We start from the raw sequence: 12,638 nt of genomic DNA, 5'->3' as shown, positions 1-12,638 counted from the left end.
TCCCTCCGCGCCTCACAGTCTAGCGAACGCGTTCGAGGAATCTCAATGCGCTTCGAGGGTTCCCACGAGAGACGCGCGCTGGGAGATCTCGATCCAGTTGCCGTCCGGATCGCGCACCATGGAGATGCGCGCCGTGGCGCCAAGGGTCGTCGGCGGCATGGCCTGGCGGCCGCCCTGCTCCAGGATGCGGGCGTGCTCTTCGTCGACCTTGAAGACCTGGAAGGTGATGTAGCGCCAGCCCTTGCCCGACATCCCGGCGTCGGCGGGCGCGTCGGGGCTTTCCTCGAGGATCAGCAGGGTCTCGCCGGCTCGGAAGACGCCCGGGGTCTCCTCGATCAGGCCCAGCCCCTGGGTATAGAATTTCCGATGGGCGGCGAGGTCGCGGACGGCGATGCGGATGCCGATCTGGGTGACGCCCTCGTAGCCGGGCGGGACCAGGGTGACGCGGTTGCCATCGGGATCGGTCAGGGTCTGGGGCGCCGTCAGGCCCGGCCGGGCGACGATCAGTTCGCGGTAGCCGGCGGCAGGACTGTCGGGCAGCGGATCGGCGTGGTGATTGACCTTCAGCACCGAGCCCAGGGCGTCGTGGCGGTGCTGGTCCTGGCCGCGGCGGATTTTCAGCAGATGGTCGAAGGGGATGCCCGCCTGTCCCTGCCAGAAGGCCAGCATGGGTTCGAGGTCGTTGGTGGACAGCCCGATGTCGACCCGAGGTTTCGCCAGTTCCATGCCGTAGCGTCCGCCTTTAGATTTCCTCGACTTGCCTAGTCAGCTTGGGCGTGAGACCCAAGTCAAACAATTGTTTTAAGTCATTAGGAGACCTCCCATGAAGGCTGCTGTCTATTACGAGAATGGCGGGCCCGAAGTTCTGAAATATGAGGACGTGCCGGATCCGCAGTGCCACCCCAAGGGCGTGATCATCGCCGTCGAGGCCATCGCCATCGAGGGCGGCGACGTCCTCAGCCGCTTCGGCGGACAACTGGTCACCAAGCCCCACGTGGTGGGCTATCAGGCCGCCGGAACCATCATCGAGGTCGGCCCTGAGGTCGAACACCTGAAGGTCGGCCAGAAGGTCGCGACGCTGATGAACTACGGCAGCCACGCCGCCCTGCGCGCCGTGGCCGCCCGCAACTGCTGGGTCATCCCGGACGGCTACGACGTGAAGATGGCCGCCGCGATTCCGGTGACCTTCGGCACCGCCGATGACTGCCTGTTCGAATTCGGCCGCCTGAAGAAGGGCGAGACCGTCCTGATCCAGGCCGGCGCCTCGGGCGTGGGCGTGGCCGCCATCCAGCTGGCCAAGCGGGCCGGCGCGGGCCTGATCCTGGCCACCGCCTCCTCCGACGAGCGCCTGGAAAAGCTGAAGCGCCTGGGTCTCGACCACGGCATCAACTACACCCGCAGCGATGTGGCCAAGGAAGTCCGCCGTCTGACCGACAACAAGGGCGCCGACGTCGTCGTCGACTCGGTCGGCGGCTCCACCCTGCAGGGCTCGATCAACTCCCTGGCCTATCGCGGCCGGGTCTCCCTGGTCGGCAACGCTGGGCGCGAGCCCATGGTCGTCGATGTCGGCTCGCTGATGGGCGGCAACCGCTCCGTCTCAGGCGTGTTCCTTGGCGCTGAAATCGGCACCGACCGGGTGCACGACAACGTCCAGCGGCTGATCAACGACGCCGCCAAGGGCGAGTTGGAGGTGGTCATCGACCGGGTCTTCCCCCTGTCGGAAGCCGCCGCCGCCCACGCCTATATCGAAAGCCGCGCCGCCGTCGGCCGCGTGGTGATGGTGCCGTAACCGATACCCCAATCTCGTCATCCTCGCCCCGTGGCGAGGACCCCTCGCACCGCTTCGCTGAACCCGTCATCGCAGCGGTGACGCCGCGGCTTCATCTCGCGAGACTTGAGTGGCGGCGCGAGGGGTCCTAGGCACAAGGCCTAGGATGATGAAGCGGGGGGTGACACCCCGTGTCAGATCAACAGGGAGGACACCATGCCCAAGGCGAAGAACGGCGACGTGGCGATCGAGTACGAGGTGTTCGGCTCTGGCCCGGAGACCATCCTGCTGGTCAACGGCCTGGGTTCCCAGATGACCCGCTGGCCCGAGGCGTTCTGCGCAAAGCTGACCGCCAAGGGTTTCCGGACGATCCGCATGGACAACCGCGACGTGGGCCTTTCCACCTGGTTCCAGCCGGGCCAAGCCTACACCCTGTCGGACATGAGCGACGACGCCATGGCCGTGTTGGACGCCGTGGGCGTGGACAAGGCCCACATCGCCGGGGTCTCCATGGGGGGAATGATCAGCCAGGTCATCGCCATCGAGCAGCCGGATCGGGTGCTCTCGCTGACCTCCATCATGTCGGCGAGCGGCGCGCCGGGGACCCTGGACCCGACGCCGGAGGCCGGCGCGGTGCTGACCGTGGAGCCTCCCAATCCTGAGACCGACCGTGAGGGCTTCATCGCCCACGGCGTCGCCAATGCGAAGACCATCGGCAGCCCGGGCTATCCCTGGCCCCAAGGCGCCCTGCGCGAGCGGGTGATCGCCGAGCATGGCCGCGCCTACAATCCCACCGGCTCGGCCCGCCAGATGGCCGCCATCCGCGCCTATGGCGACCGCACGGAAGCCCTGAAGACGCTGAACGTCCCCACCGTCGTGCTGCACGGCGCCGACGATCCCCTGGTGCCGGTGCGGGGTGGCGAGGCCACGGCCGCCGCCATTCCGCGCGCCGAGTTGCGGGTGATCCCCGGCATGGGCCACGACGTGCCGCCCGCCCTCTACGACATCGTCGCCGACGCCATCCTGGCCGCCGTCGCCAAGACGCGCTGAGCGCGCCGCCTCCTTTCCAAGCAATCCAAGGAAACCATCATGGGACGTCTTTCCGGCAAGAGCGCCATCATCACCGGCGCGGGTTCCGGCATCGGCCGCGCGGCCTCGATCCTGTTCGCCCAGGAGGGCGCCAGCCTGGTGATCGCCGACAAGATGGACACCGTCCATGAGACGGCCAAGCTGGTCACGGACGCCGGCGGCAAGGCCGTCTCCCTGGCGGGCGACGCCGGCGACGAAGCCTTCGTGGCGAGCCTGGTGGCCAAGGCGGTCGCCGAATACGGCGGCCTGGACGTGGCCTGGGCCAACGCCGGCATCTCCGGCGGCTGGACCGCCTTTGACGACCAAGACCAGGCCTTCTGGGCCGAGATCCTGCGGGTCAACCTGATCGGCGCCTTCCTGCTGGTGAAGCACGCCAGCCGGGTGATGATCCCCAAGGGCAAGGGCTCGATCATCTGCACCGCCTCGGTGGCCGGTATCCGCTCAGGCGCGGGCGGCTCGCCCTATTCGGCGTCGAAGGCCGGCGTCATCAACCTGGCCCAGACCTCGGCCAACGAGTTCTACGGCACCGGCGTGCGGGTCAACGCCATCTGCCCCGGCCTGATCGAGACCGGCATGACCCAGCCGATCTTCGACGGCGCCCGGGCGCGCGGCAACGAGGACAAGATCGGCCAGCTCAACCCGATGACCCGTGGCGGCGTACCCATCGAGATCGCCAACGCCGCCCTGTTCCTGGCCAGCGACGAGGCCTCCTACGTCAACGGCCAGGCCATCGTCGTCGACGGCGGGCTGTCCTCCTCCCACCCGATCGTGCGCCGCAAGCGGTGATCTACCTCGTCCGTCACGGCCAGACGGAGTCGAACCTGGCGCGCCGCTATCAGGGCGCGTCGGACTCGCCCCTGACCGCGCTGGGCCAGACCCAGGCGCGGCGGATGGGAGAATTGCTGAACCGGCTCGTCCCCGACACCTCCGGCTGGCGGATGGTGGCGAGCCCGCTCGGTCGCGCCCAGCAGACCGCCGGGATCATCTGCGAGGCGATGGGCGGGGCGCTCACCCCCCGCCTCGACCCGCGCGTGGCCGAGGCCAGCATGGGGTCCTGGGACGGGCTGACGCTGGACGAACTGGAAGCCAAGCGGCCCGACGACATCCCCTATCCCGAGCGCTATTTCCAATCGCCAGACGGCGAGAGCTTCGACGTCATCTGGGCCCGGCTGAGTGACTGGCTGGCCAGCGTCGGCTTGGACGAGAATGTCATCCTCGTCTCCCATGGCCTGGCGGGCCGGTTCCTGCGCGGCATCTATGGCAAGCTGCCGCGCGCGGTTCTGCTGACCCTGCCGGTTCCGCAGGACGCGATGTATTGTTTGAACGGCGGGACCATCAGCCAGATCGATTGCGAGCCGGTATGAGCCCGGCCCTGGGACGCGCGGCGGCCCGTGGCGCGGCGCTGTTCTTCCTAGCCTTCGCCGCCTTCCAGGTCGCCCTGGCCCTGGGCGCGCCCTACGGCAAGGTGGCCTGGGGCGGAGCGAGCCCGCCGGTCTTGCCCGACAACCTGCGGGCCGCCAGCGCGGGCGCGGTGGTCTATCTGGTGCTGGCCGCGGCGGCCATGCTGGTGCGCGCCGGCGACCTTGGCGCGCGTCTGCCCCAGCGGCCGTTCTGGTGGGTCAACCTCGTGCTCGCCATCCAGCTGGCGCTCAACACGCTCGCCAACCTGGCCGCGCAGAGCGACGCCGAGCGATACGGCATGGGCGCCGCCTCGGCCGTCGGATGTCTGTTGTGTCTGGGCGCTCTAAGCGTGCGGTCTAGACCCGCCGCAGGATGACCCCGCCGTCGTTGGCGTCGTCCAGCTGGCGCAGCAGCACCATCACCCCGACGCCCACCAGGGCGCCCAGCAGGAATGTTCCGAACATGGCGCTGGATGCCGCCACCGGGCCCAACCCCGTCCGACGCGACTCCTTGCCGTAGATGAGGGACCCGTCCCACGCCTCGGCATAGTCGCTCATCGGTTCGTACTGTTCTTTCATGCCACTCAAACCCTTCGAAATTGGGGAGGTTCCTCCCCCGCTGGCCTTCCTCGCCCCCGGGCGCTAGAAGCCCTCAACCCACCGCCTGAACGAGAACAACAGACCACTCATGGCCGGACATTCCAAGTTCAAGAACATCATGCACCGCAAGGGACGCGCCGACGCGGTGCGTTCCAAGCTGTTCTCCAAGCTGAGCCGCGAGATCACCGTGGCCGCCAAGTCGGGCCTGCCTGACCCCACGATGAACGCCCGCCTGCGCCTGGCCGTGGCCAACGCCAAGGCCGAGTCCATGCCCAAGGACAACATCGACCGGGCCATCAAGAAGGGGGCCGGCGGCGACGCCGAGTCCTATGACGAGGTGCGCTACGAAGGCTTCGGTCCCGGCGGCGTGGCCTTGATCGTCGAGGGGCTGACCGACAACCGCAACCGCGCGGCGGCCAATATCCGGTCCACCTTCTCCAAGAACGGCGGCAACATGGGCGCCACCGGCTCGGTGGCCTTCATGTTCGATCGCCTTGGCCAGATCGTCTATCCGGCCAAGGTCGGCAGCGAGGACAAGGTGATGGAGGCCGCCATCGAGGCCGGCGCTGAGGACGTGGAGTCCGACGAGGAAGGTCACACCATCTTCACCGCCTACGAATCCTTCGCCGAGGTGGCTGCGGCTCTTGAGGCCAGCCTGGGCGAGGCCAAGTCCACCAAGATCATCTGGCGCGCCAAGGGCGGCACCCCGATCGCCGGCGACCCGGTGGGCACGCTGATGAAGCTGCTGGACGCCCTCGACGACGACGACGACGTGCAGAACGTCTATGGCGACTACGAGATCTCCGACGAGGACCTGGAGAAGTTCGGCTAGCCCTGCTGGGCGGCGCCGATGGCTGATTCATCCTGCGCAAGAAACAGGATGAATAGTCGCCTCGCTATCGGGACTACTCTTCCCAGACCGCCCGCCATGGCGGTCATGAGGGGGACCCATGGCTTCGAAACAACGCGGCGACGCGCCCAGCCGGCGTGACCTGCTGGCGCGCTCGGGCTTGGCCCTGAGCGCCGCCGCGCTTGCGTCCTCCGCCTTGGCGCAGGAAAGCGACCCGGTCACCGATCCCGACTTCGCCGACGGCGAACCCCACGTTCCGGCCGCCCCGCAGGCCGCTCCGCCACCCGCGCCGGGGACCGTCGACTGGACCTGGGTGCGCAATCAGTGGGCGCTGGACTGGGGAGAGGTCGATCTCTCCGCCATGTTGTTTGCGTCGAACCCCAAGCCGGTGCGCGACGCCATCGACCGCCACCGCCGGGGCCTGGACGCCAATCCGGTCCGCTATCTGGAGAAGAACAACAAGCCGCTGCAGAACGCCGCCCGGGCCGCCGCCGGGGCCTATTTCGGCGTGCCGGCCGAGAACGTCGCCCTTTGCGAAAGCACCACGTCGGGAATCGGTCTGCTCTACAACGGCATCGGCCTGCGCTACGGCCAGGAAGTCCTGACCACCATCCACGACTACTACGTCACCCACGAAAGCCTGAGGCTGGCGGCCCTGCGCGGCGGCGGCACAGTTCGCAAGATCAGCCTCTTCGACCAGGTGGAGACCGTCACGGTCGAGCAGATCGTCGGGCGGATCATCGGTAATATCGGCCCCCAGACCCGCGTCCTGGCCCTGACCTGGGTGCATTCCTCCACCGGCCTGAAGATGCCGATCCGCGCCATCGCCGACGCGCTGATCCCCATCAACGCCAGCCGCGCGCCGCAGGAGAAGGTGCTGTTCTGCGTCGACGGGGTGCATGGCTTCGGGGTGGAGGACACCACCCTTCCGCAGCTCGGCTGCGACTTCCTGGTGGCCGGCTGCCACAAATGGCTGTTCGGGCCGCGCGGCACCGGGGTGATCTTCGGCACGCCGCTCGGTTGGTCACGCGTGGAGCCGACGGTGCCGAGTTTCCTGGCCGAGGGCGCCTATTCGGCCTGGATCGGCGGCTATGATCCCGGCGCCACCACCGCGGCGCGGATGACGCCGGGCGGCTTCAAGGCCTTCGAGCATGTCTGGGCCCTGATCGAGGCCTTCGGCTTCCACCAGCAGGTGGGCAAGACCAATATCCGCAGCCGCACCGTCGAGCTGGCCGGCCGCCTGAAGGAGGGCATGGTCCAGATGCCCCACATCCGCCTGCGCACGCCGCGCGATCCGCGGCTGTCGGCGGGGATCGTCGCCTTCGACATCGACGGGCTGTCGGCCGACGGGGTGGTGCGCCGTCTGAGGACCTACAAGATCATCGGCTCAGCCGCCCCTTACGCCCAGCGCCACGTCCGCCTGACCCCCAGCTTCCGCAACACCGTGGAGGACGTGGAATATGCGCTCAACGCCCTGCACGTGATCCGCGCGGGCAGCCCCGCTCGGGCAAAGCGCTAGTCCAGCCCACCGCTCGTCCCGGCGAAGGCCGGGATCCAGGTGAAACCCACTCCGCGCTCAAGGCTGACCGAAGAGCCGTCTCAGGATCATATCCGGTCGCCGGGGATGAATCTGGGTCCCGGCCTTCGCCGGGATGAGCGGCGTTTTATCAGTCCATCATTCGCACGATCACCGACTGGCTGGCCGTGGCCATCAGCTCCCCGTCCTGCGCGAACAGGTTCATGACGCCGTGGGCGAAGCCGCCGTGGATGCCGGTGATCTGGATGTCGCACAGCACCCACCGGGTGGGCACGATGCGGCGGATGCGCAGGGTGTTGTCCAGGCTGTTGCCGCCGCCTTGGCGGCCGAGCGCGGCGCCCACGCCGGACGGCACATAGTCGGCCATGACCGCCAGCAGGCTGGCGTCGACGGCGAAGTCCTCCACCGACTTGATCCACATCACCAGGCGGCCGTCGGCGCTGAGCTGGCCGGTGCGCGGGCCCTCGCCGTAGCGCCCCTTGGCCATGCGTACGTCGAGGCGACCGTTGAGGTTGTCGCCCTGGTCGCCCCACAGCACTGAGCGCTCGCACTCTTCCGGGCGCGGCATGTCGGGCATGGTCACCCACTGGTGTGAGACCGTGCTGGGCCGCGCGCCGAGGGCCGCATTGACCGTGAAGATCTCCTGGTCGCCGACGTGGCCGATCACCCGGGCCTGACTGTTGTACTTGCCCTGCACCGGCACCCAGACGTCGAGGTCCACCACCGAGCCTGGCCGCGCGTAGGAGAGGTACTGGGCCGTAGCCCAGATCACCGGCCGTTCGCAGGTTCGCTCCATGGCCGCGATGGCGCTGGCCAGGCCGATGCCGCCGTACATGAAGAGATTATCCGGCGGCCCCACGCAGACGGCCGGCGTCAGGGGCATGAACCAGCGGTGCGGGTTGTGGGTCGATTGCAGGTCGAAGAAGAGCTCGGTCATGGCGGGCCGATACGCCCACCAGCCGCGTCTGTCCCCTGGTTTTTAGACCGCGATGGCGGTCTGCTGCTCGCCCAGCAGGCGGGCGATCTCGCCGATCAGGTCGCCGATGCAGATCGGCTTGGCCACCACCCCGTTCATGCCGGCGGCGCGATAGGCGCCCTGCTGATGGGTCATGACGTTGGCGGTCAGGCCGATGATCGGGGTCTGGGCGACGACCCCCGGCAGTGACCGAATGGCCCGGGTCGCCTCGACGCCATCCATGTTGGGCATCTGCACGTCCATCAGGATCAGGTCGTAGGCGCCGTCGCGGGCCATGTTCAGGCCGATCAGGCCGTCCTCGGCCTCGTCGACCTGGGCGCCCAGACGGGTCAGCAGGGTGCGGGCCACCAGGCGGTTGGTGGGGTTGTCCTCCACCAGCAGGATGCGCACGCCCTCCAGCAGTCCGTCATCCACCGACAGGGCCGCGACCGGGGCGGCGGACGGGGCGTCGAAGTCGAGCCAGAAGGTCGAGCCCTGGTCCTGGGTGCTGACGAAGGAGATATCCCCGCCCATCATCTGAGCCAGCGCCCGGGTGATGGAGAGGCCAAGCCCGGTGCCCCCGAACCGGCGTGCGGTGGAGCTCTCGGCCTGGCGGAAGCGCTCGAACAGGAAGGCCTGGGCGTCCGGCGCGATGCCGACACCGGTGTCTTCTATCTCCAGCCGCACGTGACGCTGCCCGTCGGCGGCGGGGATGACGCTGAGCCGCGCCGAGACCTGGCCCCGGTGGGTGAACTTGATGGCGTTGCCCAGCAGGTTGAACATCGCCTGGCGCAGGCGCACCGGGTCGGCGATGATCCACAGGTCTTGGCCGATCGTCTCGCGGCGCAGCTCAACGCCCTTGGCGCGGGCCTGGCCGTCCAGCAGGGCGATGACCGTGTCCAGCGCCTCGCCGACATTCATCGGCTCGGGCGCCAGGTCCAGTTGGCCGGCCTCGATCTTGGAGAAGTCCAGCACGTCGTTCAGCAGCTGCGACAGCATCATGCCGGCGTCGGCCGCCTGGCGCATCAGCTCGCGGCCCTCCGCCGAGATCGGTTCGCTTTCGAGCAGCTGCAGGGCGCCCAGCACTCCGTTCATCGGCGTGCGGATCTCGTGGCTGATATTGGCCAGGAACTCGGCCTTGGCCCGCGTGGCGCTCTCGGCTTCGCTCTTGGCCTCGCGCAGGGCGGCGTCCTTGGCCATCTGCTCGGTGATGTCGCGGCTGACGTCGATGACGCCCACCGGCACGCCATGCTCGCAGACCAGCTTGGCGTGGGTCTGCAGCCAGATCCAACGGCCGTCCTTGTGCTGGACCCGGCTGGTGATCACCTCGCGGCGGCTGGGGTCAGCCAACATCCGGCCTACGGCTTCCAAGGCGCTGGGATGGTCGTCGGGATGTACCAGGCTGGTGCGCGCCACCCCGATCAGCTCCTCCGGGCGATAGCCCAGGACCTCTTGCGCCGCCGGCGACAGGTAGGTGTGGACACCGGCCAAGTCGGTGCGGGCGATGATGTCGGTGATGTTGTCGGCCAGCACCTGATACTGATGCAGACTGTCGTTGACGACCCTCTGCTGGGCCTGGGCCGAAGGCAACTCGATGGCGCGCCCGGCGACGAAGATCATCGCCAGGGTCAGGGTCATGATCACCGGCGCCAACTGTAGCCAAGTCTGGGCATCGGACCGACCCAGCACCATCAGCGCGAACATGGCCGGCGCGGCGCCGGTGGCCAGGAACATCACCGGCGTGGAGTAGAAGAGCAGGGTGGTGATGGCGAACAGGCTGACCACCAGGATGGCCGCGCAGGTGCGCCCCGCCAGGGTGTCGGAGTTCCAGAACATGATCCCGAGCGCCAGCCACCACAGGCTGATGGATCCGAAACTGGCGGCGAAATTGGCCCGGGCGCGATGCCGGACGCTGCCGCCGCGGGCCTGGGACAGGGTGGCGATCCGCAGCCAGATTTCCAGGGCCAGACTCACCGCCAACCAAGCGGCGGCCTGGGTCCAGGGCACGATCAGCGCCGCGGTCAGGGCGGCGAACAGGCTCAAGCCGACCCGCGGGACCGTGACTTGGCGCACGGCGACCGTGGCCTCGTCCAAGCGTGCTGAGAGCGGGGTGCTCACCTAGTCTGACTCCAGGGTCGGGGCGGGGAATCCCCTCACGGTTGAGCCCTGAGCTACCTTGGCCGTCATGAGAAGACTGCTAATCGGGCCTGCGACACATTGGCTCGGGCGCGGTTTGCGCAGGCCGGGCTTGCTTTCTGTCCCACCTTCAGGTGTTTAGCCGCCCTGCCGAGCGCTTCTCCGAACCTGACCCGCGATTTTCCGTGGGAGGCCCGCCGCCTCGCCCCAAAGACCTCAGGAAGGCCGCGCCATGCAAAGTTCCACCTCGTTCACCCGTGAGACTGTCCAGCTGGACGGCGAGACCTTCTACGACTGCGACTTCCAGAAGTGCCGCCTGGTCTATTCCGGCGGCGAGGCCCCGGTGTTCACCGAATGCCGTTTCGAGGACTGCGACTGGAAGTTCGAGGAGGGCGCGGCCCGCACCCTGGAGCACATGAAGGCGGTCTGGAACGCCGGCGGCAAGCCTCAGCTTCAGGCCCTGATCAAGGACATCACGAGCGGCGGGGCCGCGCGCTCGTAAGCGCCATATAGGCGGCGGCGGCCACCGCGAAGGCCGGCAGGGTCGCTCCGAGATCGGGCGCCAAGCGGCTCACCGCCTGGTAGGCGGCGATGCCGACGACCCAGGCGGTCAGGCCGCGCAGGCTGAACCCGCCAAGGAACCAATAGGCCCCGGCCTTGCGGGTGACGTCGTCCGCCTCGATTGTCCGGCGACGCACGACGAAGTGGTCGGTCAGCAGCACCCCGAACAGCGGCGCGAAGACCGAGCCGATCAGCAGCAGGAAGCCCTCGTACTTGGCCAGCGGCGCGGCCACGGCGATGGCGGTGCAGATCAGACCATAGCCGATCGCCAGCCTTGCCGGCCGGGCGCGGACCAGGGTCGCGGTGGACACCGCCGCAGAATGGATGTCGGCGAAGGTGTTGTCGGTCTCGTCGATCAGGATCAGCAATAGGGCGACGCCGCCGCCGGAGGCCGCGAGCGCGGTCAGCAGCATGTTCTCGCCGCCTGAGGCGAGCGCGTAGCAGGCGCCCAGGCCGAAGAACCAGATATTGGCCAGCAGGTAACCCGCCGCACTGCCCCGGAACATGGCGCCGGGCGTGCGGCCAAAGCGCGTGTAGTCGGCGATCAGTGGCAGCCACGACAGCGGCATGGCCACCACCAGGTCGACGCCGGCGCCAAAGCTCATCTCGCCGGTCCCGGCCTTGGCCATCAGGGCGGCCAGGTCATGGTCGGCCAGCAGCTTCCAGGTCAGCCACGCCGCGCCGGCCAGCAGCAGCCACAATCCCCAGGCGCGCAGGAAGCGGCGGACGAAGGACACCGGCCCCATCACCGCCAGGGCGGTGGCCAGGGCGCCGAACAGCAGGGTCCAGGCCAGGGAATTGGAGACCCCGAAGGTCTGTTTGGCGAGCGCGTCGGCGGAGTCGCGCATGGCGATGATCTCGAAGGCGCACCAGCCGGTGAGCTGGACGGCGTTCAGCACGGCGGGGATCGCCGCGCCACGAACACCCAGCGCCGGCCGCAGATTGGCGATCGCCGAAAGCCCGGTGTCGGCGCCCACCACACCGGCCAGGGCCAGCAGCAGCACGCCGAGCACCGATCCCACCAGGATCGCGCCAAACGCCTGCGGCAGGCTGAGCCCGGGAACCAGGAAGGCGCCGGCCTGCAGCACCAGCAGGCCGATGCCGAGACTGAACCACAGAGAGAAGGCGTCGCCGCCGGAGAAGATGCGGGCGATCGCGGGAACCGGTGTCAGGGGATCGTACGAGTCGTCGGGGGCGGCCATGGTCAAGGTGTAGCAGGCGCGGGCGCGACGGCCAGCCCCGCTTGGGCCGCGCGGGGCTCTGGGCTAGACTTCGGCCCATGAGCACCCTGCGCCGTCTGATCGACCTTCCCGGCATCGCCGACCTGGAATTCGCCTCCGTCCTGAAGCCCGCCATGCGCGAGCCGGGCGCGCAGGCGCAGTTCCCGCAGCTTGACGAGGTCAGCCGCGCCAATTTCGGCCTGACCCTGGATGAGGCCGACGAGGTCGCCCTGCCCGCCGACTGGGACCGCATCGAGCGCAAGTCCGAGCGCGACCAGGTCCTGGCCTTCGAGGCCGCCGGCTGGGACGTCACCGACAAGCGCCGGCCCCTGAAGATCCTGCCGCAATTCACCCTGCAGATGTGGCTGGCTATCCGCGGCGTGGCCGGCGCCCTGCCCTATCAGGCGGAAGAGGACGTCGAGGCCAAGATGTCATCGTCGCTGGCGGCGGATGCGGCGAAGTTCCGCAGGGACCGCTAGGCCTGCTTACTTTTCAATGTTGCGGTATGCCGGGCTCGGCTAT

At 68.5% G+C, this 12,638-nt stretch carries 14 protein-coding genes; 9 read left to right on the top strand and 5 right to left on the bottom strand.

The window, feature by feature from the left end; translation table 11 throughout:
* Positions 1-42: 42 nt before the first annotated feature.
* Entirely contained in the window at positions 43-726 is a 684-nt protein-coding gene (locus JKL49_RS03675; protein ID WP_215338357.1) for a VOC family protein, read from the bottom strand.
* Positions 727-823: 97 nt separating this feature from the next.
* On the opposite strand from JKL49_RS03675, the gene JKL49_RS03670 reads away from it, so the two are divergent.
* The 5 genes from JKL49_RS03670 to JKL49_RS03650 all read left to right on the top strand — a co-directional run bounded on the left by JKL49_RS03670 (position 824) and on the right by JKL49_RS03650 (position 4,634).
* Positions 824-1,789: a quinone oxidoreductase family protein gene (locus JKL49_RS03670; protein WP_215338356.1), complete on the top strand. Its 966-nt coding sequence runs from the start codon at positions 824-826 to the stop codon at positions 1,787-1,789.
* A 195-nt stretch (positions 1,790-1,984) separates the two neighbouring features.
* Positions 1,985-2,818, top strand: a complete 834-nt coding sequence (locus JKL49_RS03665) for an alpha/beta fold hydrolase (protein WP_215338355.1) — start codon at positions 1,985-1,987, stop codon at positions 2,816-2,818.
* A gap of 39 nt (positions 2,819-2,857) precedes the next feature.
* The gene (locus JKL49_RS03660) at positions 2,858-3,643 is read left to right on the top strand and encodes an SDR family NAD(P)-dependent oxidoreductase (RefSeq protein WP_215338354.1); all 786 of its coding nucleotides are present in this window, start codon (positions 2,858-2,860) and stop codon (positions 3,641-3,643) included.
* On the top strand, positions 3,640-4,221 hold the full coding sequence (locus tag JKL49_RS03655) for a histidine phosphatase family protein (RefSeq protein ID WP_215338353.1): 582 nt from the start codon (positions 3,640-3,642) through the stop codon (positions 4,219-4,221). Before JKL49_RS03660 ends, JKL49_RS03655 begins: the two co-directional genes overlap by 4 nt.
* Positions 4,218-4,634 carry a hypothetical protein gene (locus JKL49_RS03650; RefSeq protein ID WP_215338352.1) on the top strand — a complete coding sequence of 139 codons (417 nt, stop codon included), beginning with the start codon at positions 4,218-4,220 and terminating at the stop codon, positions 4,632-4,634. Before JKL49_RS03655 ends, JKL49_RS03650 begins: the two co-directional genes overlap by 4 nt.
* Here JKL49_RS03650 and JKL49_RS03645 read toward each other — a convergent pair.
* Entirely contained in the window at positions 4,615-4,836 is a 222-nt protein-coding gene (locus JKL49_RS03645; RefSeq protein WP_215338351.1) for a hypothetical protein, read from the bottom strand. The genes JKL49_RS03650 and JKL49_RS03645 overlap by 20 nt on opposite strands.
* A 109-nt stretch (positions 4,837-4,945) precedes the next feature.
* Here JKL49_RS03645 and JKL49_RS03640 point away from each other — a divergent pair, with 109 nt between their 5' ends.
* Positions 4,946-5,689 (top strand): YebC/PmpR family DNA-binding transcriptional regulator, encoded by a 744-nt coding sequence (locus JKL49_RS03640; protein WP_215338350.1) that lies wholly within the window; start codon positions 4,946-4,948, stop codon positions 5,687-5,689.
* A 118-nt stretch (positions 5,690-5,807) separates the two neighbouring features.
* Entirely contained in the window at positions 5,808-7,226 is a 1,419-nt protein-coding gene (locus tag JKL49_RS03635; RefSeq protein WP_215338349.1) for an aminotransferase class V-fold PLP-dependent enzyme, read from the top strand.
* Between the two features lie 148 nt (positions 7,227-7,374).
* On the opposite strand, the gene JKL49_RS03630 is transcribed toward JKL49_RS03635, so the two are convergent.
* Together JKL49_RS03630 and JKL49_RS03625 are read right to left on the bottom strand one after the other, a co-directional pair.
* Positions 7,375-8,181: an acyl-CoA thioesterase gene (locus JKL49_RS03630; RefSeq protein ID WP_215338348.1), complete on the bottom strand. Its 807-nt coding sequence runs from the start codon at positions 8,179-8,181 to the stop codon at positions 7,375-7,377.
* A gap of 42 nt (positions 8,182-8,223) precedes the next feature.
* The gene (locus tag JKL49_RS03625) at positions 8,224-10,317 is read right to left on the bottom strand and encodes a hybrid sensor histidine kinase/response regulator (RefSeq protein ID WP_215338347.1); all 2,094 of its coding nucleotides are present in this window, start codon (positions 10,315-10,317) and stop codon (positions 8,224-8,226) included.
* A 250-nt stretch (positions 10,318-10,567) separates the two neighbouring features.
* Here JKL49_RS03625 and JKL49_RS03620 point away from each other — a divergent pair, with 250 nt between their 5' ends.
* Positions 10,568-10,837 (top strand): hypothetical protein, encoded by a 270-nt coding sequence (locus JKL49_RS03620; RefSeq protein WP_215338346.1) that lies wholly within the window; start codon positions 10,568-10,570, stop codon positions 10,835-10,837.
* Here the strand turns inward: JKL49_RS03620 and cytX are convergent.
* Entirely contained in the window at positions 10,809-12,098 is a 1,290-nt protein-coding gene (gene cytX / locus JKL49_RS03615) for a putative hydroxymethylpyrimidine transporter CytX (RefSeq protein ID WP_215338345.1), read from the bottom strand. The two genes, JKL49_RS03620 and cytX, sit on opposite strands and share 29 nt — an antisense overlap.
* Positions 12,099-12,175: 77 nt before the next feature.
* On the opposite strand from cytX, the gene JKL49_RS03610 reads away from it, so the two are divergent.
* The gene (locus JKL49_RS03610; protein ID WP_215338344.1) at positions 12,176-12,595 is read left to right on the top strand and encodes a hypothetical protein; all 420 of its coding nucleotides are present in this window, start codon (positions 12,176-12,178) and stop codon (positions 12,593-12,595) included.
* Positions 12,596-12,638: the final 43 nt, after the last annotated feature.

Origin of the sequence: Phenylobacterium glaciei (genome assembly GCF_016772415.1) — a bacterium.
Taxonomy (GTDB): Bacteria; Pseudomonadota; Alphaproteobacteria; order Caulobacterales; family Caulobacteraceae; genus Phenylobacterium; species Phenylobacterium glaciei.
Note: the sequence above shows the minus strand (reverse complement) of the source record. Positions and strands in the feature narration are given on the sequence as shown.